The sequence below is a fragment of the Pseudomonas mucidolens genome, from assembly GCF_900106045.1.
GTDB lineage: Bacteria > Pseudomonadota > Gammaproteobacteria > Pseudomonadales > Pseudomonadaceae > Aquipseudomonas > Aquipseudomonas mucidolens.
The window spans coordinates 2,640,869-2,666,356 of record NZ_LT629802.1 but is presented as its reverse complement, the minus strand read 5'-3'; the positions used below and the strand labels follow the sequence as shown (position 1 = coordinate 2,666,356).

24 protein-coding genes and 1 pseudogene are annotated in these 25,488 nt (G+C 55.8%); 23 read left to right on the top strand and 2 right to left on the bottom strand.

Annotation, left to right across the window (positions count from 1 at the left end):
* Positions 1-14 precede the first annotated feature (14 nt).
* The 7 genes from BLU75_RS12420 to BLU75_RS12390 are packed head-to-tail and all read left to right on the top strand — an operon-like array spanning position 15 to position 8,113.
* Positions 15-1,499: an aldehyde dehydrogenase gene (locus tag BLU75_RS12420; protein WP_197676961.1), complete on the top strand. Its 1,485-nt coding sequence runs from the start codon at positions 15-17 to the stop codon at positions 1,497-1,499.
* A 35-nt stretch (positions 1,500-1,534) separates the two neighbouring features.
* Positions 1,535-2,038 carry a MaoC family dehydratase gene (locus BLU75_RS12415; protein ID WP_231982650.1) on the top strand — a complete coding sequence of 168 codons (504 nt, stop codon included), beginning with the start codon at positions 1,535-1,537 and terminating at the stop codon, positions 2,036-2,038.
* Positions 2,035-3,249 carry a CoA transferase gene (locus BLU75_RS12410; protein WP_084378768.1) on the top strand — a complete coding sequence of 405 codons (1,215 nt, stop codon included), beginning with the start codon at positions 2,035-2,037 and terminating at the stop codon, positions 3,247-3,249. Before BLU75_RS12415 ends, BLU75_RS12410 begins: the two co-directional genes overlap by 4 nt.
* Before the next feature lie 59 nt (positions 3,250-3,308).
* Entirely contained in the window at positions 3,309-4,709 is a 1,401-nt protein-coding gene (locus BLU75_RS12405; protein ID WP_084378767.1) for a GntP family permease, read from the top strand.
* A 40-nt stretch (positions 4,710-4,749) separates the two neighbouring features.
* A complete protein-coding gene (locus BLU75_RS12400) occupies positions 4,750-6,414 on the top strand; it encodes a GMC family oxidoreductase (protein WP_090221468.1) in 1,665 nt (554 codons plus the stop codon).
* A gap of 9 nt (positions 6,415-6,423) precedes the next feature.
* A complete protein-coding gene (locus BLU75_RS12395) occupies positions 6,424-7,242 on the top strand; it encodes an HTD2 family dehydratase (protein WP_084378766.1) in 819 nt (272 codons plus the stop codon).
* A 28-nt stretch (positions 7,243-7,270) separates the two neighbouring features.
* Entirely contained in the window at positions 7,271-8,113 is an 843-nt protein-coding gene (locus BLU75_RS12390; RefSeq protein WP_084378765.1) for an HpcH/HpaI aldolase/citrate lyase family protein, read from the top strand.
* Between the two features lie 10 nt (positions 8,114-8,123).
* Here the strand turns inward: BLU75_RS12390 and BLU75_RS12385 are convergent, their stop codons facing one another.
* Positions 8,124-9,074 carry a LysR family transcriptional regulator gene (locus BLU75_RS12385; RefSeq protein WP_084378764.1) on the bottom strand — a complete coding sequence of 317 codons (951 nt, stop codon included), beginning with the start codon at positions 9,072-9,074 and terminating at the stop codon, positions 8,124-8,126.
* A gap of 129 nt (positions 9,075-9,203) precedes the next feature.
* Between BLU75_RS12385 and BLU75_RS12380 the strand changes: the two genes are divergently transcribed.
* From BLU75_RS12380 to BLU75_RS12335, 10 genes are all read left to right on the top strand, one after another.
* Positions 9,204-9,986: an SDR family NAD(P)-dependent oxidoreductase gene (locus BLU75_RS12380; RefSeq protein WP_197676955.1), complete on the top strand. Its 783-nt coding sequence runs from the start codon at positions 9,204-9,206 to the stop codon at positions 9,984-9,986.
* A 35-nt stretch (positions 9,987-10,021) separates the two neighbouring features.
* The gene (locus BLU75_RS12375; RefSeq protein ID WP_165447463.1) at positions 10,022-11,011 is read left to right on the top strand and encodes a quinone oxidoreductase family protein; all 990 of its coding nucleotides are present in this window, start codon (positions 10,022-10,024) and stop codon (positions 11,009-11,011) included.
* 43 nt (positions 11,012-11,054) lie between these two features.
* Complete coding sequence (locus BLU75_RS12370; protein WP_084378762.1) at positions 11,055-11,804, top strand: SDR family NAD(P)-dependent oxidoreductase; 750 nt, start codon at positions 11,055-11,057, stop codon at positions 11,802-11,804.
* A gap of 43 nt (positions 11,805-11,847) precedes the next feature.
* Complete coding sequence (locus BLU75_RS12365; protein ID WP_084378761.1) at positions 11,848-12,597, top strand: SDR family NAD(P)-dependent oxidoreductase; 750 nt, start codon at positions 11,848-11,850, stop codon at positions 12,595-12,597.
* A gap of 48 nt (positions 12,598-12,645) precedes the next feature.
* A complete protein-coding gene (locus BLU75_RS12360; RefSeq protein WP_084378760.1) occupies positions 12,646-13,815 on the top strand; it encodes an ABC transporter substrate-binding protein in 1,170 nt (389 codons plus the stop codon).
* 76 nt (positions 13,816-13,891) lie between these two features.
* On the top strand, positions 13,892-14,767 hold the full coding sequence (locus BLU75_RS12355; RefSeq protein WP_084378759.1) for a branched-chain amino acid ABC transporter permease: 876 nt from the start codon (positions 13,892-13,894) through the stop codon (positions 14,765-14,767).
* Between the two features lie 2 nt (positions 14,768-14,769).
* On the top strand, positions 14,770-16,764 hold the full coding sequence (locus tag BLU75_RS12350; RefSeq protein WP_084378758.1) for a branched-chain amino acid ABC transporter ATP-binding protein/permease: 1,995 nt from the start codon (positions 14,770-14,772) through the stop codon (positions 16,762-16,764).
* A 2-nt stretch (positions 16,765-16,766) separates the two neighbouring features.
* A complete protein-coding gene (locus BLU75_RS12345) occupies positions 16,767-17,489 on the top strand; it encodes an ABC transporter ATP-binding protein (RefSeq protein WP_084378757.1) in 723 nt (240 codons plus the stop codon).
* Positions 17,490-17,515: 26 nt separating this feature from the next.
* On the top strand, positions 17,516-17,818 hold the full coding sequence (locus BLU75_RS12340) for a DUF1330 domain-containing protein (protein ID WP_084378756.1): 303 nt from the start codon (positions 17,516-17,518) through the stop codon (positions 17,816-17,818).
* A 70-nt stretch (positions 17,819-17,888) separates the two neighbouring features.
* Positions 17,889-19,466 carry a zinc-binding dehydrogenase gene (locus BLU75_RS12335; protein ID WP_231982649.1) on the top strand — a complete coding sequence of 526 codons (1,578 nt, stop codon included), beginning with the start codon at positions 17,889-17,891 and terminating at the stop codon, positions 19,464-19,466.
* Positions 19,467-19,603: 137 nt separating this feature from the next.
* Here BLU75_RS12335 and BLU75_RS12330 read toward each other — a convergent pair.
* A pseudogene (locus BLU75_RS12330) lies at positions 19,604-19,747 on the bottom strand (LysR family transcriptional regulator); the annotation flags it as partial.
* A 127-nt stretch (positions 19,748-19,874) separates the two neighbouring features.
* Between BLU75_RS12330 and BLU75_RS12325 the strand changes: the two are divergent.
* From BLU75_RS12325 to benB, 6 genes are all read left to right on the top strand, one after another.
* Entirely contained in the window at positions 19,875-21,023 is a 1,149-nt protein-coding gene (locus BLU75_RS12325; RefSeq protein ID WP_165447464.1) for a muconate cycloisomerase family protein, read from the top strand.
* A gap of 10 nt (positions 21,024-21,033) precedes the next feature.
* A complete protein-coding gene (gene catC, locus BLU75_RS12320) occupies positions 21,034-21,324 on the top strand; it encodes a muconolactone Delta-isomerase (protein ID WP_084378754.1) in 291 nt (96 codons plus the stop codon).
* Between the two features lie 55 nt (positions 21,325-21,379).
* A complete protein-coding gene (gene catA, locus BLU75_RS12315; RefSeq protein WP_084378753.1) occupies positions 21,380-22,309 on the top strand; it encodes a catechol 1,2-dioxygenase in 930 nt (309 codons plus the stop codon).
* Between the two features lie 119 nt (positions 22,310-22,428).
* Entirely contained in the window at positions 22,429-23,388 is a 960-nt protein-coding gene (locus BLU75_RS12310) for an AraC family transcriptional regulator (RefSeq protein ID WP_084378752.1), read from the top strand.
* 242 nt (positions 23,389-23,630) lie between these two features.
* Positions 23,631-24,995 (top strand): benzoate 1,2-dioxygenase large subunit, encoded by a 1,365-nt coding sequence (gene benA / locus BLU75_RS12305; RefSeq protein ID WP_084378751.1) that lies wholly within the window; start codon positions 23,631-23,633, stop codon positions 24,993-24,995.
* The gene (gene benB / locus BLU75_RS12300) at positions 24,992-25,480 is read left to right on the top strand and encodes a benzoate 1,2-dioxygenase small subunit (RefSeq protein ID WP_084378750.1); all 489 of its coding nucleotides are present in this window, start codon (positions 24,992-24,994) and stop codon (positions 25,478-25,480) included. The genes benA and benB overlap by 4 nt, the downstream gene beginning before the upstream one ends.
* Positions 25,481-25,488: the final 8 nt, after the last annotated feature.

Sequence of the window (25,488 nt, the reverse complement as noted above, 5' to 3'; positions counted from 1 at the left end):
CAAAGATTACGGGAATCAAAATGACTAATTATAAAATGTACGTTGGTGGTGAATGGATTGATGCCGCTGCGGGCGAAACCTTCGAAACTAAAAACCCTTATACGGGCGAAACCTGGGCGACCCTGCCTCGCGGCCGTGCTGCCGATGCTGAGCGAGCTGTCGCTGCAGCGAAAGCAGCTTTTAACTCTCCCGAATGGTCGAAGATGAAGCCAAGTGTCCGTGGGCAGTTGCTGCGTCGGCTGGGCGATCTTATCGCGGAAAACGTAGAGCATCTGGCCGCTACTGAAGTGGCAGACAACGGCAAACTGCTTGCCGAAATGCGTGGCCAGGTTCGTTACCTGCCTCAGTATTTTTACTATTTTGGCGGCCTTGCTGACAAAATTGAAGGCGGGGTGTTGCCTATCGACAAAGCCGACACCTTCACCTTTACCCGCTACGAACCTCTTGGCGTTTGCGTAGCCATTACCGCCTGGAACTCGCCACTGTTGCTGGCCGTGAATAAGCTTGCCCCTGGTCTAGCGGCAGGTAATACGTTTGTGCTCAAGCCGTCGGAGTTCACCTCAGCGTCGGCCCTGGAGCTTGCGAAGCTCGTTGAAAAAGCAGGTTTCCCAGCGGGCGTAGTAAACGTCGTCACAGGGTTTGGTCTCGAAGTTGGCGAGCCTCTGGTGACCCATCCGGACGTAGAGAAGATTGCATTTACCGGTAGCGAATACGGCGGGCAGAAAATCTACGAGTCTGCAGCCAAGAATTTCAAAAAGGTCACGCTGGAACTCGGCGGCAAGTCGCCCAATATCGTGTTCGACGATGCCAATCTCGACAACGCTGTAAAAGGCGTGGTCGGTGGGATCATGGCGGCAACAGGTCAGACATGTGTCGCTGGTTCTCGTCTACTCGTTCAAGAGTCGATCCACGATGAGTTCGTGGAAAAGCTGCTGGCCTTCGCACGCACGGCGAAGATGGGTGATCCGATGTTGCCCACTACCCAGGTTGGCCCTGTAACCACCCCCGCGCAGTATCAAAAAATTCTGGACTACATCGCCATCGCGAAGGATGAAGGTGCGGTATGCCGCTTGGGTGGCAACCCATCGACCAAGCCTGAGTGCGGGAACGGCCTGTTCGTCGAGCCGACGATCTTCACCGGCGTCAACAACCAGATGCGCATCGCTCGCGAGGAAGTCTTCGGCCCTGTGCTTTGCGTCATCCCGTTCAAGGATGAGGAGGACGCAATTGCTATCGTCAACGACACGCCCTATGGATTGGCCGCTGGTGTCTGGACTCAGGATATGCGTCGCTCATTGGTGATGTCCGAGCGTCTTCAGGCCGGGATGGTCTGGGTGAACATGTACCGAGCAGTGAGCTACATGGCACCGTTTGGTGGATTCAAGCGCTCAGGTGTCGGTCATGAAAATGGCCAGAACGCTATCTACTCCTACCTGCAGACCAAGAGTGTCTGGATCAGTACCGCCCTTGAGACGCCGGATCCATTTGTTCTCGGCTGACAATCAGAGCTGTTCAAAGAATAAGGAAGAGAATGATGGAAACTCAATTTCCCATGCCTGGACGTTTTCTAGAAGACTTCAAGGTCGGTGATGCGTATCGTCACTGGCCGGGTAGGACTGTCACAGAGGCTGACAACATCCAGTTCAGTCTTATGACGATGAATCGCCACCCGATGCATTGCGACGCCAACTTTGCTTCGATGAGCGAGTTCGGTCGCCCGCTCATCAATAGTGGTCTGACCGTTGCAATCGTATTGGGCCTAACTGTTGATGACGTCAGCCTCAATGCGATCGCCAACTTGGGTTGGAAGGACATCACGCTCAGTGCACCGGTTTTTCCCGGTGACACACTTTATGCCCGCTCTGAAGTGACAGAGGTGCGTGAAAGCGCCAAGAGACCGGGGCAGGGCATTGTGACTACGCGCACCGAAGCGTTTAATCAAGACGGCACGGTGTGCATGAGTTTCACGCGTGCTTGCCTCGTACCCACTAAGCAGAATGCGATCAACCTTCGCTCCCAGAGGGCTGAACGCGCATGAACTACGATCTGCTCAAAGGCGTTCGGGTTATCGAAAGCTCGGCGTTCATCGCAGCTCCTCTGTGCGGGATGACCTTGGCGCAATTGGGTGCGGAGGTTATACGCGTGGATCTGATTGGCGGAGGCCTCGACTATCAGCGTCTACCGATGATGCCTGAGGGCCGGAGCATCTACTGGACGAGTCTGAACAAAGCCAAGAAGTCTGTTGCGATCGATATCAAGCGCCCCGAAGGACGTGAACTGCTGCAACGTCTTGTTGGCGCGCCGGGTGAGGCAGGAGGCATTCTGCTGACCAATATCGGTACGCCCTGGTTGAGCCACAAAACACTTTCAGAACTTCGGCCGGATCTGATCTCCTGCACCATCGAAGGCAATTTCGATGGGAGCACGGCGGTGGATTACACCGTCAACTGCGCGACTGGTTATCCGATGTTGACGGGGACGGGTTCACCCGATCGTCCGGTCAACCACACACTTCCCGCATGGGACGTTATCTGTGCCAACCAGGCTGCGACCGCAATCGTAGCCGCACTGGCTCGCCGGCAGGGAAGCGGAGAAGGTGCTGAGATTCGTCTGGCTCTGTCTGACAGTGCGTTTTCGACGCTCTCTAATCTCGGTCTCTTGACGGAGTCCGAGCTGATTGGGCAACAGCGTGAATCTCTCGGCAATTACCTGTACGGCGCCTTTGGACACGATTTCGCGACCTCAGACGGCCGGCGAGTGATGATCGTGGCCATCTCGGCACGCCAATGGCGCGCCTTGGTGAAAGCCTGCGACTTGCAGAGCGCAGTGCAATCCTTGGAAGCAGCTCTGGGAGTGAACTTCGACAGCGAAGCTGACCGTTTCGAAGGACGCGAATTGCTGGCCGCATTGATCAAACAGTGGTGCATCAAAAGACCACTCGCTGAGATTGAGGCGCACTTTATCCAGCATGGAGTGGCTTACGGGCCATATCGCACGGTACGACAGTTGCTCCAAGAAGATAAGCGTGTCTCCCTGGACAACCCTATCTTCGAGCGTATTCAGACACCTGGCGTTGGCGAGCATTTGGCGGCTGGTACGCCGCTCAGGTTCGGTCACATGTCTCGTCAAGCTGTGCAACCTGCTCCCGAGCTAGGTGAGCACACCGATGAAGTTCTTGCTGATGTATTGGGACTGAGCGACCAGCAAATCGGTGCATTACGTGACAGTGGAATTGTCGGTGGTTCCTAGGGAATAACACCACTGACAACGGAACGTGCGACTTAAAAAAATAAAAGCGAGCGATCTGTATGAGTAGTTTATTGATCTGCCTGGCATCGCTAGGATTCTTGATGTTCGTGGCTTACAGGGGCTTTAGCGTCATCCTGTTTGCTCCGATTGCGGCGTTGGCTGCGGTGCTTCTTACAGAGCCTTCGATGGTTGCGCCTGCTTACAGCGGGCTGTTCATGGACAAGATGGTCGGGCTGCTGAAGCTCTACTTTCCGGTGTTCATGCTCGGCGCAGTTTTTGGGAAACTGATCGAAGTTTCGGGTTTTGCACGATCAATTGTGAATGCCATTTCCAAAGTCTTCGGTAGCAGCTACTCGATCTCCTGCATCGTTTGCGTGGGCGGGGTGCTGACCTATGGCGGCGTATCTCTGTTCGTTGTGGTCTTTGCGCTTTATCCGTTTGCGGCGGAGCTGTTCCGCCGCAATAACATTCCCAAACGTTTGATCCCGGCAACCATTGCCTTGGGTGCGTTTACGTTCACCATGGACTCGCTGCCAGGTACCCCTCAGATCCAGAACATTATTCCCACGGCCTTTTTCGGCACTGATGCCTACGCTGCTCCTTGGCTTGGGATTATCGGCGCCATTTTCATCGCTGGCTGCGGCATCACCTACCTGGAAATGCGTCGTAGAAGTTTGATGGCCAAGGGCGAGGGTTATGGCACAGGGCATTACAACGAGCCTGAGCCGCCTACTGATGAGGCCATGATCAGTCCATGGATTGCCATCTTGCCATTGGTCATCGTCGGGGTAGGCAACAAGCTGTTGCTCGATCTGATTTTGAGTTACTACGGCGCAGGCAGTCAGGTGCTTGTGTCGTTCCGTCCTGACTTCGCCGCAGTGACGCAGGATGTCACCAAAATGGCCGCAGTGTGGGCTGTTGAAGGTGCATTGGCCCTGGGTATTCTGGCCACCCTGGCGCTGGGCTGGGGCAGAATCCGGGGCAAGTTCACGAACTCGACTCAAATAGCCGTTACCGGTTCGCTGCTCGCCGGCATGAATACGGCGTCGGAATACGGTTTTGGGGCGGTCATTGCGGCGCTGCCGGGTTTCAAACTGGTGGCCGACACGCTTTCAAATATTGAAAATCCGCTGATCAACCTGGCCGTCAGTGTCAACGTGCTTGCAGGCATTACCGGGTCTTCGTCCGGAGGCTTAAGCCTGACCCTGGGTGCGCTGGGTGACCACTTCATCGCGCTTGCTCAGCAACATGCGATACCTGCCGAAGTGATGCACCGCGTCGCATCCATCGCAGCAGGCGGAATGGATACGCTGCCGCACAACGGGGCAATCATCACGCTATTGGCGGTGACTGGGCTAACCCACCGACAGGCCTACGGCGATATTTTCATTCTTACGATTTTTAAAACCATGGCGGCATTTGTCGTGATCACCGTGTTTTACCTTACCGGGCTGATTTGATCGGCCAGCTCCGACAAAAACAATTGATAGGGGTGAAGAAATGAACACATCGACCTATGACTACATCATCGTAGGGGCAGGCTCGGCGGGCTGCGTGTTGGCAAACCGACTCAGCGCTGACCCGACCAAACGTGTCCTGCTTTTGGAGGCTGGCCCATCGGATGACCTTCTGTGGATCAAGATTCCGGCTGGGATGACCCGACTGTTTTCGAACAAGAAGGTGAACTGGCGATATCAGGGGGCAAAGGAGCCGGGTTTCAACAACCGTACGCTGTACTGCCCTCGCGGCAAGACGCTAGGTGGTTCCAGCTCTATTAACGGGCTGGTTTACATGCGAGGCAATTCGCATGACTACGATGCCTGGCGCGATGAAGGTAACGAAGGCTGGGGCTGGTCGGATGTGCTCCCTTACTTCAAGAAAAGCGAGCGTCAGTTGCGGGGGGGGGGCGATGAGTTTCATGGCGCCACCGGTGAGCTTGCGATTTCTGACGTGGTGAACCCGCACGTGGCCTCGCTAACCTTCATCGATTCAGCGAAGGCAATCGGCATTCCGTTCAATAAGGATTTCAACGGTGCTCAGCAGTACGGTGTCGGCTACCCGCAAATGACCATGGAGAACGGTGTGCGACAGTCTGCATCTACCGCCTTTCTAAAGCCGATTCGCAGCCGTACCAACCTTGAAGTACAGGTGAACGCGCATGCCGAGCGAATTTTGTTTGAAGGAAAACGGGCTGTCGGCGTGCACTTCGCCATTAAGGGCAGCAAGCAAAAGCGGGATGTCTACGCGAAAGAGATCATCCTCAGCGGCGGCACTATCGCCTCGCCTCAGTTACTGATGCTTTCAGGCGTAGGCCCTGCAGATCATCTGCGTAGCCACGGCATCGATGTTGTCCATGATCTACCGGGGGTTGGAGAAAACCTTCACGACCATGCTTATGTTCATTTTCTGAATCAGGTAACGCCGAAGTTTTCTATCAACCATGAGATTCAAGGCTGGCGCCTGATCCCTCATGTCCTGCAATACGTTGGCTCCCGCAAAGGGCTACTGACTTCGGCGGCCGCCCAGGTCTGCTGCTTCGTCAAATCCGATCCATCCATGATCTCACCTGACCTGCAGATTCAATTCAGACCATTTAGCATCGTCGTGACTGAAGACGGCAAAATCGTGCCGGAGAAGATCCCTGTCGTTACCGCGTCTTGCAGCCAGATTCGACCAAAATCGCGGGGTCATATACGCCTGAATTCTGCGAACCCGTATGACGATCCAGACATTCTCATGAACTACCTGACCCACGAAGATGACTGCAAGGCGTTGATCGCAGGTATTCGCTGGATGCGCAAGATCTACGCCGCCCAGCCGCTTGCCCAACATGTCGTCAAGGAGACCATGCCAGGCACGCAGGTGCAGACAGATGAGCAGCTCCTCGACTATTTGAGAAAGTTTGGTCAGTCGATGTATCACCCGGTCGGGTCTTGCCGGATGGGGAATGATCAGACTGCAGTAGTCGACTCAAGACTGCGTGTACGAGGTGTCGAGGGTCTTCGCGTGATCGACGCGTCCATCATGCCAAGTATCTGTTCGGGTAACACCAATGCTCCAGCCATCATGATTGCGGAAAAAGGTGCGGACATGGTTTTGGAAGACGCTCGCTCAACCAAAAACGCGGGCGGCCGAGATTTGAAAAATGGCGCAGCGCTAGCCTGAGGAGGGTGTGTGGAATACTCAGAATGGATCGGTAAAACTCAAGAGCGCGCAGAAGTTATTACCTCGAAGCATGTGGCCAAGCTGGCCGTAACCTTGAATGAACAAGCGCCGGCTGATGGTAGCCCGTTACCACTGTTATGGCATTGGGCATACTTTCAAGATCTTGCATTCACTGAATCTCTGCGTTCGGACGGACACCCGGTGACGGGGGACTTCCTTCCTGCTGCAGGGGACCGAACCCGGATGTGGGCGGGTGGTCGACTGTCGTTCATAAAGCCTCTACTGGTTGGCGGGCTTGTCCACCGTCGTTCTACGATCGAAGACATCAAGGAGAAACAAGGTCGGACTGGCTCGCTGCTGTTTGTGAAAGTTCGCCATGAGTACCTTCAGGATGAAGACACCGCGTTGATTGAGGAACAAGACATCGTCTATCGGGTCGCTACCCAAGCCATTGTGGCAGAAGGCGATCCCTTACCTGACGCTGAATGGACCGAGGAAATCGACGCGAGTCCTACGTTGCTGTTTCGCTATTCAGCGGTGACCTTCAATACTCACCGTATCCACTACGACTGGCGATATGTGACCGAGGTTGAGGGCTACCCAGGATTAGTCGTGCACGGGCCACTGACTGCAACGTTGGTCATGCGTGCATTTTCGAAATTTGCGCCTGAAGTGACTGTCCGAACTTTTGCTTTTAAAGGCGTCCGACCTCTTATAGCTGGCGATGCTTTGATCGTAGGAGGACGTGTTGAAGAGGAGGGAAGAGCTGCGGTTTGGGCAGGCAATAAAGGCGGCATTGGCCAACTTGGCGAAATCGGGTTCGCTTAACCCATTCGACGTGACGGTGGAAGTAATTATGAACAACGCTTCAGTCAGTACTGCAGGATATGATCTGGTGCGCTCTGCGCTCTTCGTACCGGGTGATCGACCCGAGCGATATGAAAAGGCGCTCGCCAGTGGGGCAGACCGTGTCATCGTTGATTTCGAAGATGCTGTAGAGGAAGGGTCCAAAAGCAGTGCTCGTGAGTCGTTAGGTGAGTATCTGCTCAGCCATCCTCAGGCCACAGTTTTGGTTCGCGTGAACTCACCCGGTCATGTGCAGCACGAGGCTGATCTCGCTTTTTGCAAAGAACATCAGGGCGTCATAGGAATCATGCTGCCAAAAACGGAAACGCGCGCTCAACTGGCGAACGCAGCTGAAACTAGAAAGCCGATTCTGCCTATTATCGAAACCGCTCTCGGTGTAATGAATCTCCCTGAACTTTGCTCCGTGCCAGGGTTGGAAAGGCTTTGCTTTGGCGCCATCGACATGGCTCTGGACTTGGGTCTGAAAGACGGTTCGCCAGGCGCGCTGACTGTACTCGATCACCTTAGGGTTTCCGTTATTGTGCAGTCTCGAATTTACGGCTTGGCCTCGCCGCTAGATGGTGTGTTCCCGTCGATAAACGACTTGCCAGGTTTGACCCGTGCGGTGCAGACCGCGTTGGAGATGGGCTTTGGCGGCGTTTTATGCATCCATCCTAAGCAAGTGGTGGTTATTCATGAAGCGTTGACGCCGGAAGCAGACGAAGTTAGTTGGGCAAACCGTGTGCTGTCGGCTGCTGAAACCCAGGGTGGAGCTTTCAAGCTGGATGGGCAGATGATCGATGCGCCAGTGCTCTCTCGTGCAAGGCGCATCATCAATGCATTGAGTAACTAAACGTCGACCGTCAGCTCCTGTTGCGCTGACGGTCAATCGAGTGTGGCGCTGTTATCAAAAGGCGCACGAGCTGAGCCAGGCGGGATGCGGCAGGTGACATTGATCGGCCCTTGATCGTGATTATGGCCACTTGCCTCATGAGCTCTGGCTCGATGATCAGCATTTCATGTGTGTCGGGATGGGGATCATCCGGTAATACCACAGCAGGTAAAACTGCAGCACCCAGTCCCGCATTAGCCATTGATATCAGCGTCTGCGCCTGATTGAACTGGTAGCGCGTCTTCAATTCCAGGCCGAGCTGTTTGGCAGTGTCATCGACAACTGCCCGCAGTGCTGTCGCGAGGTTGAGCAGCAGCAGAGGCATCTGGGCGAGGTCGGTCATCGTGATGGTTGACCCTCCTGCCTCGTGCAGCTTCTTCGGAACTAGCGCGTACAGATTTTCTGTGAGGATCGTTTCACAGTTGAAATCTGGTAAGTCACTGACCGGTCCGATGCCGAAATCCACTTCACCTTTGCGAATGCTGTCATGCATGTCCCCGGAGGTCAGTTCACGAACGAATACTTCGATCCCTGGATAATCGCTTTCGAATGCGGCGAGGATTTTCGCCAACCGAGTTGCAGCAACGGTGGTTGAACAGGCCAGAAAAATTCGGCCGCGCTTCAAATCCGTCGTTTCCTGTATACGCCGCAACCCCCGCTCGACCTCATGCACCGCTCGCTTCGCACTTTCCAGCAGTTCAACTCCTGAGGCTGTAAGACTCACCTGACGAGTTGTTCGATGAAAAAGTTGAACGCCCAACTGACTTTCCAGCTGCTTGATCTGGCTGGTCACAGCTGACTGAGATTTGTGCGTCAGGTCGGCTGCCTGCCGAAAACTTCCGTGCTCTGCCACAAGCATAAATGCCTGCAACAGTTTCAGATTCACGTTCGGTAAAGGGTGGGGGTCAAGGGGCGTGGACATGCAGGCCTCATTATTAGATTAGATTGCATAATCCTAATGATAATTGAATTGGTCGATATTGCCAGCCGGCGGTAACCTCAATTTCACCAAAACGGTAATGGCGCCATATAAAAATAAAAGGAGCCCGCTGTGTATTCTGACCCAGTACCTTTCGTATCCCCAAGCTTCCGTCTGGATGGCAAAACCGCCTTGATTACAGGTGCAGGCGGCGGAATCGGTGAGGGCATTGCCCTTACTTTCGCCAATGCCGGCGCCCACGTCATCCTGGTTGGCCGCAACCGTGATCCTCTCGACCCCATAGCCGTTTACATTCGCGCCCAAGGTGGCGAGGCAACCGTAGCGGTTTGCGATGTCACCGACACCAGCGCCATACGTGCGCTGATCGATGAGCTTCCCGCCCTCGACATCCTGGTAAACAACGCTGGCACAAACTTCCCCGAGCCGATGGTGGAAGTCAGTGACGAGCACTTGGATGCCATGCTCAATCTCAACGTTCGGGCCTGCTTTGTCACTGCTCAAGCTGCGGCGAAGAAAATGCTCAGCTCGCAATCGGACGCCCCCGGTGTGGTCATCAACATCACCTCTCAAATGGGGCATGTTGGTTCTCCGAATCGAACTGTGTATTGCATGACCAAGCATGCTGTTGAAGGCCTGACGAAGGCGATGGCGATTGAGTTTGCAGACCGTGGGTTGCGGGTAAACAGTATTGCTCCCACATTCGTGGATACACCTCTTATTCGCAGCATCGTCAACACGCCTGAAAAGCATCAATTCCTCGTCTCCAAAATCCCTCTTGGCCATATGGCCCAAGTTGAGGACATCGTCGGTGCTGCTCTCTACCTCGCCAGTCCTGCAGCTCGGATGGTGACCGGGGCAAGCTTGATGGTGGACGGTGGTTGGACGGCGCAATAAACAAATCCCACGGGCTTTTTAAGCGAGGTATCAGAGTGAGTAATTTAATAGGCGCACTTATCGTCGAACGGACAGGGGGCCCGGAAGTGCTTCAATGGCAACAAATCGAGTTGCCTGAGTTAGGCGATAACGAAGTTCAGATTCGCCAAGAAGCCGTTGGCGTCGATTTCATTGACACCCAATTACGTTCCGGCCTGCTTGCGCTTCCTAAACTTCCGAGTGGCCTGGGATTTGCCGCTGCCGGGGTCATCGAAAAAGTAGGCAAATCGGTCACTGGTCTGACTGAGGGCGACAAAGTGGTTTATCACTTTCTTACGCCTGGGGCCTACGCAGAGAAAAGAAATGTTCCTGCTGAGCGGGTGTTCAAACTGCCAGACCAGAGCCTGGATTCAATCACCGCTGCCGGAGCATTGTTTCGGGGGCTGACGGCTTGGTACTTGGCTACACGTCTGAAAGATATCAAGTCTGGCGACTGGGTGCTGGTTCACGCAGCGGCCGGAGGGGTTGGGCTTATCCTCTGTCAGTGGCTGTCCCATCTCGGCGCCAATGTTATCGGTACCTGCGTTGGGCAAGAGAAAGTGCAAATTCTCAAAGAATATGGCTGTGCTCATCCGGTGGATATCGAGAAAGCCGATTTCCTGGAAGTCACCAAGAAGTTGACTGACGGTAAAGGCGTGAGCGTGGTGTTCGAGTCTATCGGTAAGGAAACCTTCGAAAAATCGTTAGATTGCGCACAGCGTTTCGGTCTGATCGTGTCGTTCGGCTGGGCATCCGGGGACGTCGCTCCGATAGATCTCGCCTACCTGCGAAACAAAGGTTCTTTGTTCATTACCCGTCCGACAATTTCGCATTACGTCGCTGAAGCTGCTGATTTCCAACGAGGGGCAAGCGAGCTCTTTGCGTTGATCAAGTCTGGCGCTCTGCGCATTCGCGTTGACCATCAATATCCGCTGAAAGAGGCGGGCACCGCTCACGAAGATCTCGCTTCAGGCAAAACGAGTGGATCGGTAATTCTTATCGTTTGAGCGCATCACGACTTCTCCGAAAACAAGAGCAAGGGAGATCACCATGTTACTCAAAGGAAAGACCGCCATCATCACAGGTGGCGCTTCGTTAAAAGGTATCGGCTGGGCTACCGCTCAGCTATTCATCGAAAACGGCGCTCGGGTGGCGATCCTCGATCTCGACCCTGGTGTGATTGACATTGCTGTTCAGGAGCTCGGAAACGAAAGCATCGGCTACAGCTGTGATGTTCGATCCCCCGACGCTTGTCAGCAAACAGTTGATGCAATCATCCAGGTATTCGGGCGGGTAGACATCCTAATCAACAATGCCGGTGTCAGTCAGCCGTTCAAGCTGATGGCAAGTACGATGGATGATTACGATCTTGTAATGGACGTTAGTCTGCGTGGCGCGTTCAACATGTCCAGAGCAGTGGTGCCCCATCTACGTGCCTGCGGCAGTGGTGCCATCGTGAACATGGGGTCAGTGGCCGCTCAACGGGGCGGAGGTGTGTTGGGCGGCCCCCATTACGCGGCCGCAAAGGGGGCCACTCAGACCCTTGCAAAAGCGATGGCTCGCGAGTTGGCGCCCGACGGTATTCGTGTCAACGCCATCGCTCCCGGGTTGGTCGACACCGAATTACTCGTGGGCAAGCTCACCGACGAAGGCCGGCAGGCAGCGTTGGCCACGACTCCGTTGGGGCGCCTAGCTCTTCCCATAGACATCGCAAACGCCTGTCTTTTCCTCTCGTCTGACCTATCAAGCTACGTGACGGGCGTCGTTCTCGACGTCAATGGCGGGCTGCACATCCACTGAACCTGGGAGCCGACAAATGCCGGCAACGGGAGGAGATACCGATATGTTGCTCAAAGACAAAGTGGCGCTGGTGACGGGAGCGGGATCGCTCAATGGCATTGGTTGGGCCATTGCCAAGCGGTTTACAGAGGAGGGCGCCAAGGTCGTTCTGCTAGACATCGCCGCCGACAAACTTCAGATCGCCGCCGACACGCTGGGTTTCCCTCATCAAGGCTTTGTGTGTGACGTCAGGGATTCTCAGCGTTGTAAAAAAGTGGTTGAGCAGGCTGTCGAAGCTCTCGGGCAGATCGACATCCTGGTCAATAACGCCGGAGTCAGTCAGCCGCGACGGCTGTTGGACATCGATGATGAGGGTTACGACCTGGTGATGGACGTAAGCCTGCGCGGCGCGTTCAACATGTCAAAGGCGGTGGTGCCTCATATGCGCAAAGCAGGCAGTGGAAGCATCGTTTGCATGGGGTCGGTTTCAGCCCAGCGTGGCGGCGGCGTCATGGGCGGGGCTCATTACTCAGCGGCCAAAGGCGGCATTCAAACCTTGGCGAAAGCGCTGGCACGAGAGCTTGCGCCAGATGGCATTCGAGTTAACGCCGTTGCTCCGGGATTGATTGAGACTGACCTGATCGCAGGAAGGCTCTCTGATGAAAATCGTAAAGCGACACTCGTTGCGACGCCGTTAGGGCGCATTGGCCAACCGGTGGAAGTAGCCAATGCATGTCTCTATCTCGTGTCCGATATGGCGAGTTATGTCACTGGAGTAGTGCTCGATGTGAATGGAGGCCTCCACATTCATTAATTAACGTTTCGCCAAAAGATTTGAAAACAATAACAACGGAGACAAATCATGCGAGCTCTACTGCGTACTACTTTGACTGTTTCAACCCTGTTGTTGGCCATGAACGCCATGGCGGTAGACCCGATCAAAATTGGTGCTCCCGGCCCATACACAGGTGCGTCAGCTCCGATGGGCGTTTCGATGCGAGACGCTATGCGGATGGCAGTTAAAGAAATAAACGATAAAGGCGGGGTTCTGGGTCGGCCACTGGAACTGGTCGAGCGCGACGATGAGGCGAAAAACGAACGCGGAAATCAGGTTGCCCAAGACCTGATCTACAACAACAAAATCGTCGCAGCGGTGGGTGTGATCAACACTGGTGTAATGCTCGCCAGCCAACGTTTCTACCAGGAATCCAAGATTCCGGTTGTGACTCCTGGCCCGTCGGGAACCGAAGTCACCAAGACCTTCCTGCCTGACAGCTACATCTTCAGGGTTTCGCTCCCTGATCGCATTCAGGCCGAAATGATAGTGAAAGAAGCGGTGGAGACTCGTGGGTTCAAGAAAGTGGCCATCCTTGCTGATTCCACTAACTACGGCCAATTGGGTCGTGCCGACTTGGAAGCAGTGCTCAAGGAAAAAGGTATCGAGCCTGTAACCGTTGAAAAATTCAATATCAAGGACGTCGACATGACGCCGCAATTGTTACGTTCGCGTATGCGGGGTGCCGAGGCGATATTGACCTACGGGATCGGGCCGGAGCTCGCGCAAATTGCGAATGGTATGGCCAAGCTCGGTTGGAAAGTCCCAATGGTCGGCAGTTGGACGCTGTCGATGCCTAACTTTTCTGAAAACGCAGGTGCCAATGCTGAAGGGGTGAGGATGCCACAGACCTTCATCCTTGATGGCGCTACAGATAAGCGTAAAGCATTCATTGAAAACTACCTCAAGACTTACGCTGTCGACCGGATCCCTGGCCCAGTGTGGGCAGCACAAGGATATGACTGCGTTTACATCCTGGCAGCTGCCATTGAGCAGGCTGGTTCGACCGATGGCGCCAAGATCAAGGAAGCCTTGGAAGACCTGCAAAAGCCGGTCGAGGGGCTGGTAATGACATATGACAAGCCATTCTCCAAAACCGACCACGAAGCATTCAAGACTCCTGCCGTTGCGGTTATCGGTGAGATCAAGAACGGTCGCGTTGTTTACGCCTATGAATCCGATCGGAACAAACCTTAGTTTGCCGAGCTGACAAGTGGGCAGCGGAAGTCTCCGCTGCCCCTATATATCGACCCCCGCAGGGGAGGACATATCTATGGACGGGCTACTGTTACAAGTGCTGCTCAGCGGTATCTCTATGGGCATGATCTACGCGGTAATCGCCTTCGGATACCAACTAACGTTTGCGACCTCCACTACATTGAACTTCGGTCAGGGCGAGGCGCTTGCACTCGGAGCACTGGTGGGCCTAACGCTTTATCCCTACGTAGGATACTGGGCCGCGATTCCGCTGGTCATGCTTTTCGGCGCCTTACAAGGCGTGGTCGTTGAACGGATCGCGGTGCGTCCAGCGATGAAAATCAAATCGGAATTCGGCTGGATCATGTCGACGATTGCCCTGGCAATCATATTCAAGAACGTGGCGGAAAATATTTGGGGCAAGGATGACATGAAGTTTCCTTCTCCACTTCCTGAGACACCGCTGCAGATCGGTAGCGCATTCGTGATGCCGATGGAGCTGCTGGTAGTGGGCGGGGCCATTCTGCTGATGCTTGCCGTCGAGTTCTTCAATCGCAAGACCATTTTCGGTAAAGCGGTGGTTGCTACCAGCTCTGATCGAGACGCGGCCGGACTGATGGGTATCAACACCGGATCCGTCATCACGTTCTCCTACGCGCTCTCATCCATGACCGCCGCGTTCGCGGGCATTTTGGTCGCTCCGTTGACATTGACCGGAGCAAGCATGGGCGTGGCGCTGGGCTTGAAGGCTTTCGCGGTGGCGATCATTGGCGGATTGACGTCCGGTGTCGGCGTCATCGTAGGGGGCATCATTCTTGGGGTCACTGAGACCGCGACAGGCTTCTTTCTGTCGACCGGTTACAAGGACGTCCCAGGTCTGGTGTTGTTGCTCATTGTATTGATGATTAAGCCCGCCGGTATCTTCGGCAGGGCCGCGATCAAGAAGGTGTGAGTATGCGAAACGTCCAACTCATCTTCGGCTGCCTTTTGCTTGTGCTGGCAGCTGCATTACCCCAGGCATTCCAAAATCCTTATTACCTGCACCTCGTTGTAGTTATCGGGATTTACGCAGTGCTTCTCTTTGGCATGGATATTCTGGTCGGGTATACGGGAGAAGTATCTCTCGGGCACGCCGGACTATTTGCCGTAGGCGCGTACACGGCGGGTTTGATTTCGACGAAGCTTGGCTTGCCATTCTATGCAGCAGTGCCCGCGGCCATGGCGGTCACGGCGGTCTTTGGCGGGTTGTTAGCCTTCCCGGCGTTGCGTGTTACCGGGCCGTACCTTGCAATGGTCACCCTCGCGTTTTCGACCATCATCATGATCCTCATAAACGAGATGGATTTTCTTACTAATGGCCCTCAAGGGTTGCAGGTGCAGAAGCCGGTGTTTTTTGACCACAGGCTCACTTCTGAGGAGTTCTACTACGTCGTTCTCGCAGCGGTTGTCTTGTCATTTATCGCCGTGACCCGAATCCTGCGCTCTCCATTAGGGCGAGCGTTTGAGGCGCTCAGAGGCAGTCCGGTGGCTGCAGACTGCATGGGAGTCAACGTGTATCGCTACAAGGTGCTGGCGTTCGTCATCAGTGCCACATTTGCAGGGCTTGCCGGCAGCTTGTTCAGCTATTCGGAGGAGTACATTGCTCCGAACGGATTTGGATTCGAGCTCAATGTCCTGTTCCTGCTTGCATTGATCCTGGGTGGTAAAAAGAGTCGGGTGGGCGCCATTCTGGGCGCGTCCGTGGTGGTGTTGCTTCCTAACTGGCTTTCCGATCTTGCGTTGTTCCATTCGTTGGTTGTGGGTCTGGTTGTAATTGTCGCGCTGGCGGTGGGAGCAGGGCTTGTACGAAAACGGTTTACACCTCGGCAAGTCGCGCTACCTTGTTTGGCGCTCGCGGTGTTCGTGGTATTTGCCTTCAACATCACTGACATCACCGAACAACGGCTGACGATCTTCGGTTTGATGATGCTCGCCGTGATCTATTACCTACCAAATGGCGTCATGGGCTTTCTGAAAGCACCTTTCGTGAGGCTCAAAGCAGATCAATCTGCTGCAACAAATCTGTCCAAGCCCCGAGCTGTTGCGTTATGGGAGACAGATAAGTCTGCTCAATCAAGCAGTGAACCTCTGTTCATGGCCAAAGACATCGTCATGCAGTTTGGCGGTTTGAAGGCACTCAACAAGGTGACCTTGTCAATTACCAGTGGCAGCATTCACGGACTGATAGGCCCCAACGGCTCTGGCAAGAGCACGATGATGAACGTCATCACCGGCATTTACGTGCCCATTGCTGGCGCGGCAGTTTTCGACGGTCACTCCATCGTCGGGCGGCCACCCTCGAAGATCGCACTGGGCGGCATCGCACGGACGTTTCAGAACGTCCAGCTGTTCGGCGAAATGAGCGTCCTCGAAAACGTGCTGGTGGCGTTCAACCATACATTCCATCGAGGCTTGCCGGCGATCCTGTTGAACCTTCCGGGCTATCGCACAGAACAACAGGCAGCGAAGGATAAAGCACTCAACATTCTTGACTTCATGGGGCTCAAGTCCTTGCGTGATGAAGAAGCGCGCAACCTGCCTTACGGCAAACAAAGATTGCTTGAGATCGGCCGGGCCCTCGCACTCAAGCCAAGAATGCTGCTGCTCGATGAACCCGCTGCAGGTCTGACTGCACCTGATATTGCGGACCTGGTACAGATCATCAAGAAAATCCGAGACCACGGCGTTACCGTCGTGCTGATCGAGCACCATATGGACATGGTCATGAGCATTTGCGACACGGTCACCGTGCTCGATTTCGGGCAGAAGATTGCCGAGGGTAAGCCTGCCGTTGTGCAGTCTGATCCCCGAGTAATTGAAGCATATCTGGGTGGTTCTGCGGTTGAGCCGGAACCGGAGCCATCCTCTGAGCCTGGCGTACCCCATGTTCTGATTCAGAAGGAAGCCTGACCATGCTTACGGTAAAAAACTTGCACGCAGGTTATGGGAAAGTCCAGGTTTTACATGGTATCAGTCTTGAAGTTCCGAAAGGTCAGGTTGTAAGCCTGATTGGCAGTAACGGCGCCGGGAAAACGACGACCATGCGGGCCCTATCAGGAATGATCTGCCCCCAAGAGGGCTCGATCATGCTTGGGGACAAAAACATCGCGGGGCTACCTGCACACAAGATAGCTAGATGCGGACTGGCGCACTCGCCGGAAGGGCGTCGAGTTTTCCCAACCTTGTCGGTCATCGACAACATCACACTGGGTGCTTTTCCTCGATTCATCCGTAGTCGACCGAGGGGCGATATCAATCAGGATCTGGAACGTGCTCTTGAGCTGTTTCCGCGACTTCAGGAGCGGAGGAATCAGTTGGCGGGCACATTGTCAGGCGGAGAGCAGCAGATGCTCGCCATGGCCCGTGCAGTGATGCTAGCGCCTGAAGTGATTCTTCTCGATGAGCCGTCCATGGGTTTAGCGCCCATTCTGGTGGACGAGGTGTTTCGTATCATCGAGCGACTGAAGGCGACGGGTGTGACGATGCTGTTGGTCGAGCAATTTGCCGCCGCAGCCCTCGAAGTAAGCGACTACGCCTACGTTCTCGAGAATGGCCGAATCTCCGTTCAGGGTCTTGCTAGCAAGTTGCGTAGCGATCCTGCCGTAAGGGCTGCCTATCTGGGTTCTACCCATTAATTCCATAACAAAAAAGAGGTGCTGGTATGCAACGCAAAGGTTTTATCTACGCGGAACTGGTGGTGACCGATCCAGAGGATTTCTACAACGAGTACATGACGAGGGTTGGCCCCGTCTTGGAGAAGTGGGGGGCGACATTCGCCATAGCCGGTGGTGAACCTCAAGTGCTTGAAGGAGATCGTAATGTGGAAAGGGTCGTACTGGTGGAGTTCGACAGTCCCGAAAAGGCCCGCGATTTCTACCATTCCCAAGACTATCAAGATGTGATTGGGTACCGAACTCGATCTGCAAAGAGCCATCTCTATCTTCTTGAGGGTACGGCACAGTAAACGTGCGAGGGTGCTCCCACTGCCACTTTTGGGACAGGCACCCACGCTCAACCGCCCCCTGAGAACTACTTTGACACGATGGTTTTTTGGTCAGGGGTATTCGCTAGGTGTCGATTCTAGTGACCCAGCGATAAACCTGATTTTTGATCAGGTTCGGTATTCATTACTCATCAACAGTGCAGCAAATAACCTTGCGGCGCTGCTGGACACGATCTTTCCCAAAGTTAAACCCCCCGAAGGGCTAGTCGCGTTTGCCCGACACGGTAAGAGCATGGGAATGGGCGGGATGCTTTACATTCATCCAAGGCAAATCGCGCTTATCAACCAGATAAATCAGCCTCAGAAGGCAGAAGTTTTGAGAGCGCGGCGTCTAATGGACGTTGCATATGGACAACCTGGAGCGTTTCGATTTGAAGGGGAAATGATCGATGCACCGGTGCAAGAGCGAGCAATGCGCTTGCTGAGTGAGTGTCACGAAAGCTCGGGAAAGTACACAAACATCAACCGGAATGGGATAAAAACAATGATCATTCGTTCAGCTGTGCTGCGCCAGTCGGGCGTATCCAAACCATTCGAGCAAACCCTGCCATTGCACGTTGAAGAAATCAGTTTGTCGGGGCCCGGGCCTGGGGAAGTTCTCGTCGAGATGATCGCGGCTGGCTTATGCCACTCTGATCTCTCGGTTATAACCGGCGTTAGGCCACGACCACTTCCGATGTCTCTCGGGCATGAGGCAAGCGCAAAGATCGTCGAGGTTGGTTCGGGGGTCGACAATGTCAAGCCAGGCCAGATGGTGGCTTTGGTATTTGTCCCTAGCTGCGGTCACTGCTCACCTTGCATGGAAGGGCGGCCAGCATTGTGTGAACCCGGTGGGGAGGCTAACGCTCGCGGCGAGCTTTTGGGCGGCCACCACCGGTTGAGCCAAGCAGACACCACTATCAATCATCACTGCGGAGTCTCCGCATTTTCCGACCACGCGGTGGTATCGGCGCGTTCCTGCATTCCAATCGGCGAAGATATTGATCCCATCGAGGCTGCAGTGTTCGGCTGCGCGGTACTGACGGGTGTTGGGGCGGTGGTCAACACAGGCCAGGTGCGACCGGGTTCGTCTGCTCTGATAGTGGGGCTTGGCGGGGTCGGCCTAAGCGCATTGTTAGGTGCGTTTGCCTCCGGCGCCAATCCCGTCATCGCCGTGGATGTGCATCAGAGTAAGCTGGACTTGGCGCGTGAGTTGGGTGCAGACCTCACCGTCAATGCCAAAGACCCGGATGCCGTTCAACACATTCGAGAGTTCACCAAGGGCGGCGTGGATTATGCGTTTGAGTTCGCAGGATCTGTATCGGCGATGCAACTGGCCTACGCGTCCACACGCCGCGGCGGGACGACGGTCACTGCGGGGCTGCCACACCCGGATGACAAATGGCCGTTACAACAACTGTCTCTCACCGCGGAGGAACGCACGGTCAAAGGCAGTTATGTTGGGTCATGCATTCCGGCACGAGATATTCCTCGCTACATCGCGCTCTATCGGGCGGGGAAGCTGCCGATAAACAAATTGATCGGCGAGCGATTCAAGCTTGAGGATATCAACGTAGGTTTCGACCGCTTGGCTAGCGGTAACTCGCTGCGCGATCTGATCGTGTTCTAGATTTGAGATCTGCCAGCGTCTGCGCCGTGTGGAGAACGAGGCCGTCGCAGTTGGCTTTGCGGCTCGTGATACAAATACGCGGCGGAACGCTGCAACTCGGTGCTCACGCGCGGGTACGTCATCTGTGATGTGCACGCCAGCAGAAGCCCCCCGAGTTCGTCTTCGAACTGCTGGATCTGCCGGCTCAGCGGCGGTTGGGCGATGTGCAGCAGTTCGGCGGCGCGGGTGAAGTTGAGGGTTTGAGGCAACACCTGAAAATACCGCAGGTGACGCAGTTCCATGAGGCCTCCGGACGTTGATCTGTTAAATACCTTTAAGGTATCGAGCCAGACCAATTCTATATTGGCCGCCCGGAAAAAGTCGTACCAGAATCCGTTCCAGAACTTTAAGAACCTGACGGGTATCGACATGCGTGCAACTGCCATTGAATCGATCGAGACGATCATCGTCGATCTGCCGACCATTCGCCCGCACAAGCTGGCGATGCATACGATGCAGAACCAAACCTTGGTGATCATTCGTGTGCGCTGTGCCGACGGTATTGAAGGGGTCGGTGAATCGACCACCATTGGCGGTCTGGCCTATGGCAACGAAAGCCCGGACAGCATCAAGACCAATATCGATAAACACTTCGCGCCATTGCTGCTTGGCCAGGACAGCGGCAATGTGAATGCCGCGATGTTGCGCCTGGAGCGCAGCATTCGTGGCAACACCTTCGCCAAATCGGGTATCGAAAGCGCCTTGCTCGATGCTCAGGGCAAGCGCCTGGGCTTGCCAGTCAGTGAGCTGCTGGGTGGCCGCGTTCGTGATGCGCTGCCGGTGGCCTGGACCCTGGCCAGCGGCGACACCGCCAAGGATATCGCCGAAGCGGAAAAAATGCTCGACCTGCGTCGCCACCGGATCTTCAAGCTGAAAATCGGTGCCGGCGAGGTTAACCGCGACCTGGCCCACGTCATTGCGATCAAAAAGGCGCTGGGCGATCGCGCCAGCGTGCGGGTCGATGTCAATCAGGCCTGGGACGAAGCGGTCGCGTTGCGCGCCTGCCGGATCCTCGGAACCAACGGCATCGACCTGATCGAACAACCGATCTCGCGCAACAACCGCGCCGGCATGGTGCGCCTGAATACCGTGAGCCCGGCGCCGATCATGGCCGATGAATCCATCGAATGCGTGGAGGATGCCTTCAACCTGGCGCGGGAGGGCGCGGCTTCGGTATTCGCCCTGAAAATCGCCAAGAACGGCGGCCCACGCGCCGTGTTGCGAACCGCCGCGATTGCCGAGGCAGCCGGTATCGGCCTGTATGGCGGCACCATGCTCGAAGGCGGCATCGGCACGCTAGCCTCGGCCCATGCCTTTATCACGCTGAACACACTGGGCTGGGACACCGAGTTGTTCGGCCCGCTGCTGCTCACCGAAGACATCCTCAGCGAGCCGTTGGTCTACCGAGATTTCCAACTGCACGTCCCGCAAACACCGGGGTTGGGCCTGACTCTAGATGAAGAGCGCCTGGCGTTTTTCCGTCGGGACAAGACATCCACTGCCGTTCATCAAGCCTGAGGAGGGCATCATGCTATTTCACGTAAAAATGACTGTGAATTTACCGGTCGACATGAACCCGGAACGCGCCGCTCAGCTCAAGGCCGACGAAAAAGCCTTGGCCCAGCACCTGCAAGAGCAAGGCAAGTGGCGTCATCTGTGGCGCATCGCCGGGCTCTATGCCAATTACAGCGTGTTCGATGTCGACAGCGTTCAAGAACTGCACGACTTGCTGATGCAATTGCCGCTGTACCCGTACATGGCGATCGAAGTCACCGCGATGTGCCGGCATCCTTCTTCCATTCGCGAGGATGACCGCTGAACCCAGCCTGTTCAGTTCGCTACGCTAATAATTACAAGATGAGGAACCCACTAAAATGAACGTCAAGATTTCCCACACTGCCAGTGCCCAGAAGTTTCTCGAAGAGGCCAGCGGTCTGCATAACGAAGCCGGCGATCCGCGGGTCAAAGCGCTGATTTACCGGATCCTGCGGGATTCGGTGAACATTATCGAAGACCTGGCCGTGACCCCGGAAGAGTTCTGGAAAGCCGTCAACTACCTCAACGTGCTGGGTGCGCGTCAAGAGGCCGGGTTGGTGGTGGCCGGGCTCGGTCTGGAGCATTACCTCGACCTGCTGATGGACGCCGAAGACGAGCAGGCCGGCAAGGCCGGCGGCACACCGCGGACCATCGAAGGCCCTCTGTACGTGGCGGGTGCGCCAATATCGCAAGGCGAAGCGCGGCTGGATGATGGCGTCGATCCGGGTGTGGTGCTGTTCATGCAGGGCCAGGTCAAGAATACTGCCGGCGAACCGTTGGTCGGCGCGGTGGTGGATGTCTGGCACGCCAACACCGGCGGCACTTATTCGTACTTCGATACCACTCAATCGGAATTCAACCTGCGTCGTCGTATCGTCACCGATGCCGAGGGCCGTTACCGTTTTCGCAGCATCGTGCCGTCCGGCTATGGTTGCCCGCCGGACGGTCCGACCCAGCAATTGCTCGATCAATTGGGCCGTCATGGTCAGCGTCCGGCGCATATCCACTTCTTCATTTCGGCAGCGGATCATCGCCACCTGACCACTCAGATCAACCTCGACGGTGATCAGTACCTGCATGACGATTTCGCCTACGCCACCCGTGATGAGCTGATTGCCAAAATCACCTTCAGCGATGATCCGCAGCGAGCGGCGGCCCATGGCGTGAGCGGGCGCTTTGCCGAAATCGATTTTGACTTCACGCTGCAGTCGTCTGCCCAGCCTGAGGAGCAGCAACGCCACGAACGGGTTCGCGCGCTCGAGGACTGATATCCTCAACCAGCCGAGCCGGGCCACGAGATAACCGACCGTTTATCTCGTGGCCTTCTGTGTTTCGACCAAGGCATTAGAATGGTGGCTCCACCGATAACAACAATGAGAGTGATCCGATGATGCAAGCGCAATTGTTGAGTCATCGCAGCAGAGTCTTCGACCACGCGGACCCTTACGCGGTGTCAGGCTACGTCAATCAGCACGTCGGCAATCATTGCCTGCAGATGCCCAGGGCCGGCCGGCCGCTGGCCAGCCTCGATCATCGCAAATTCGCCAGCCTCGACCTGTGCCGCATCAGTTACGGCGCCAGCGTGCGGGTTATATCCCATGCGCTGGACAGCATCTATCACTTGCAAGTGCTGCTGCGCGGCAACTGCCTGTGGCGTGGTCATGGCCAGGAACATTACTTCGCGCCTGGCGAGTTACTGCTGATCAATCCCGATGATCCGGTGGATCTGACCTATTCCAGTGATTGCGAAAAATTCATCCTGAAAGTCCCCTCGCAGCTGCTGGAGTCGGTGTGCGAAGAGCAGCGCTGGCGGTATCCAGGGCAGGGCGTACGGTTTCTGGAGAACCGTTATCAGCTCAATGAACTGGAAAGTTTCGTCGGTCTGCTGGCGATGATTTGCCAGGAGGCGGAAGCCACCGAGCAGATTCCCCGGGTGCAGGAGCACTATGCGCAAATCATTGCCAGCAAGATGCTTGGCCTGATGAAGACCAACGTCATCCGCACCGATCCCGGCTCACCTTCGGCTACGTTCGAGGCGCTGGTCGATTACATTGCGTGCAACCTCAAGCAGGACATCGACAGTAAAGAACTGGCACGCCAGGCGCGGATGAGCCTGCGTTCGCTGTATGGGTTGTTTGAACGCAACGCGAGGGACACGCCGAAAAACTACATCCGGCAGAAAAAGCTCGAACGCATCCACGCCAACCTGAGCGACCCGACCTGCAACGTACGTAACGTCACGGAAGTGGCCATGGATTACGGCTTTCTGCACTTGGGCCGGTTTTCCGACAGCTACCGCAAACAGTTCGGCGAATTGCCGTCGGACACCCTAAAGCGCCGCCACTGACCTCGCAAACGCCGCCCACCGTTATTTAATCGTTCCCACGCTCCCGCGTGGGAATGCCTCAACGGACGCTCCGCGTCCGCTTTTGGGACGCAGAGCGTCCCGGGCTGCATTCCCACGCAGAGCGTGGGAACGATCAGGTCACTCTGCACAAAACGGATACAGGTCTGCACCCTGCGGATAGTGCGCCCCATTCCCTCGTCCTAGCATGGCCCTGCCTGATAAAAACAATGGAGGCGGCGGCCATGACCCTGCGACCCGAATACCTTCACTCCCTGCTTGAAGAAGACCCTGAGCAGGGCATCTATCGCTGCAAGCGCGAGATGTTCACCGATCCGCGGCTGTTCGACCTCGAGATGGAACACATCTTTGAAGGCAACTGGCTGTACCTCGCCCACGAAAGCCAGATCCCCAACAACAACGATTTCTACACCACCACCATGGGGCGTCAGTCGATCTTCATCGCGCGCAACAAGGACGGTGAACTGAACGCCTTTATCAACGCATGCAGCCACCGTGGAGCGATGCTCTGCCGGCACAAGACCGGCAACAAGAGTTCGTACACCTGCCCCTTCCACGGCTGGACCTTCAACAACTCCGGCAAGCTGCTCAAGGTCAAGGACCCGGCGGCGGCTGGCTACCCGGCGAGCTTTAATTGCGAAGGCTCCCACGACCTGACCAAAGTTGCGCGTTTCGAATCCTATCGCGGCTTCCTGTTCGGCAGCCTCAAGGCCGATGTCGTGCCGCTGGTTGAGCACCTGGGCGAGTCGGCGAAGATCATCGACATGATCGTCGATCAGTCCGCCGATGGCCTGGAGGTGCTGCGCGGTTCTTCCAGCTACATCTACGAAGGCAACTGGAAACTCACCGCCGAAAACGGTGCCGACGGCTATCACGTCAGCTCGGTCCACTGGAACTACGCGGCGACCCAGAACCAGCGCAAGCAGCGCGAAGCCGGCGATTGCAATCCAACCATGAGCGCCGGCACCTGGGCCAAGCAGGGCGGTGGTTTCTATTCCTTCGACAAGGGCCACATGCTGCTCTGGACCCGTTGGTCCAACCCCGAAGACCGTCCGCTGTACGAGCGTCGCGACGAGTTGGCTCGCGACTTTGGCCAGGCTCGCGCCGACTGGATGATCGAGAACTCGCGCAACCTGTGCCTGTACCCGAACGTGTACCTGATGGACCAGTTCAGCTCGCAGATTCGCATCGCCCGGCCGATCTCGGTCAACCGCACCGAAATCACCATTTACTGCATCGCCCCCAAAGGCGAAAGCGACCACGCCCGTTCGAGCCGGATTCGTCAGTACGAGGATTTCTTCAACGTCAGCGGCATGGCGACCCCGGACGATCTGGAAGAGTTTCGCTCCTGTCAGATGGGTTACCAGGGCAGCGTCACCACCTGGAACGACATGTCCCGTGGCGCCGAACATTGGGTCGAAGGCGCCGATGACGCGGCCAAGGAAATCGATCTGCATCCGCTGCTCAGCGGCGTGCGCACCGAAGACGAAGGCCTGTTCGTGTTGCAACACAAGTATTGGCAGCAAACGATGCTTAAGGCGTTGGCCGCTGAACAGTCCGAACTGATTGCAGTGGAGGCCGTGCAATGATCCTCACTTATGACAACCTGCGCGACTTTCTCTACCGCGAAGCACGCTACCTCGACGACAAACAATGGGACGACTGGCTGGAGTTGTACGCGCCGGAAGCGACATTCTGGATGCCGTCCTGGGACGACAACGACGAGCTGACTGAAGACCCGCAGCGGGAAATCTCGCTGATCTGGTACGGCAACCGCGTCGGCCTGGAAGACCGCATCTTCCGCATCAAGACCGAACGCTCCAGCGCCAGCGTGCCGGACACCCGCACCTCGCACAATCTCAGCAATATCGAGCTGATCGAACAGGCCGACGGCCTGTGCAAGGTGCGCTTCAACTGGCACACCCTGAGCTTTCGCTACAAGACCGTCGACAGCTATTTCGGCAGCAGTTTCTACACCCTGGATGTGCGCGGTGAAACCCCGCTGATCTTGGCCAAGAAAGTGATCCTGAAGAACGACTACGTTCGCCAGGTCATTGATGTTTACCACCTCTGAGGCGGCCG

What these genes read in the sequence shown, in the direction of transcription:
- benA (WP_084378751.1), top strand. Translation starts at nt 23,631, where the DNA reads ATGACCCTGCGACCCGAATACCTTCACTCCCTGCTTGAAGAAGACCCT.
- catA (WP_084378753.1), top strand. Translation starts at nt 21,380, where the DNA reads ATGAACGTCAAGATTTCCCACACTGCCAGTGCCCAGAAGTTTCTCGAA.
- BLU75_RS12360 (WP_084378760.1), top strand. Translation starts at nt 12,646, where the DNA reads ATGCGAGCTCTACTGCGTACTACTTTGACTGTTTCAACCCTGTTGTTG.
- catC (WP_084378754.1), top strand. Translation starts at nt 21,034, where the DNA reads ATGCTATTTCACGTAAAAATGACTGTGAATTTACCGGTCGACATGAAC.
- BLU75_RS12345 (WP_084378757.1), top strand. Translation starts at nt 16,767, where the DNA reads ATGCTTACGGTAAAAAACTTGCACGCAGGTTATGGGAAAGTCCAGGTT.
- BLU75_RS12405 (WP_084378767.1), top strand. Translation starts at nt 3,309, where the DNA reads ATGAGTAGTTTATTGATCTGCCTGGCATCGCTAGGATTCTTGATGTTC.
- BLU75_RS12385 (WP_084378764.1), bottom strand. Translation starts at nt 9,074, where the DNA reads ATGTCCACGCCCCTTGACCCCCACCCTTTACCGAACGTGAATCTGAAA.
- BLU75_RS12370 (WP_084378762.1), top strand. Translation starts at nt 11,055, where the DNA reads ATGTTACTCAAAGGAAAGACCGCCATCATCACAGGTGGCGCTTCGTTA.
- BLU75_RS12340 (WP_084378756.1), top strand. Translation starts at nt 17,516, where the DNA reads ATGCAACGCAAAGGTTTTATCTACGCGGAACTGGTGGTGACCGATCCA.
- BLU75_RS12365 (WP_084378761.1), top strand. Translation starts at nt 11,848, where the DNA reads ATGTTGCTCAAAGACAAAGTGGCGCTGGTGACGGGAGCGGGATCGCTC.
- BLU75_RS12415 (WP_231982650.1), top strand. Translation starts at nt 1,535, where the DNA reads ATGGAAACTCAATTTCCCATGCCTGGACGTTTTCTAGAAGACTTCAAG.
- benB (WP_084378750.1), top strand. Translation starts at nt 24,992, where the DNA reads ATGATCCTCACTTATGACAACCTGCGCGACTTTCTCTACCGCGAAGCA.
- BLU75_RS12410 (WP_084378768.1), top strand. Translation starts at nt 2,035, where the DNA reads ATGAACTACGATCTGCTCAAAGGCGTTCGGGTTATCGAAAGCTCGGCG.
- BLU75_RS12310 (WP_084378752.1), top strand. Translation starts at nt 22,429, where the DNA reads ATGATGCAAGCGCAATTGTTGAGTCATCGCAGCAGAGTCTTCGACCAC.
- BLU75_RS12400 (WP_090221468.1), top strand. Translation starts at nt 4,750, where the DNA reads ATGAACACATCGACCTATGACTACATCATCGTAGGGGCAGGCTCGGCG.
- BLU75_RS12390 (WP_084378765.1), top strand. Translation starts at nt 7,271, where the DNA reads ATGAACAACGCTTCAGTCAGTACTGCAGGATATGATCTGGTGCGCTCT.
- BLU75_RS12350 (WP_084378758.1), top strand. Translation starts at nt 14,770, where the DNA reads ATGCGAAACGTCCAACTCATCTTCGGCTGCCTTTTGCTTGTGCTGGCA.
- BLU75_RS12355 (WP_084378759.1), top strand. Translation starts at nt 13,892, where the DNA reads ATGGACGGGCTACTGTTACAAGTGCTGCTCAGCGGTATCTCTATGGGC.
- BLU75_RS12325 (WP_165447464.1), top strand. Translation starts at nt 19,875, where the DNA reads ATGCGTGCAACTGCCATTGAATCGATCGAGACGATCATCGTCGATCTG.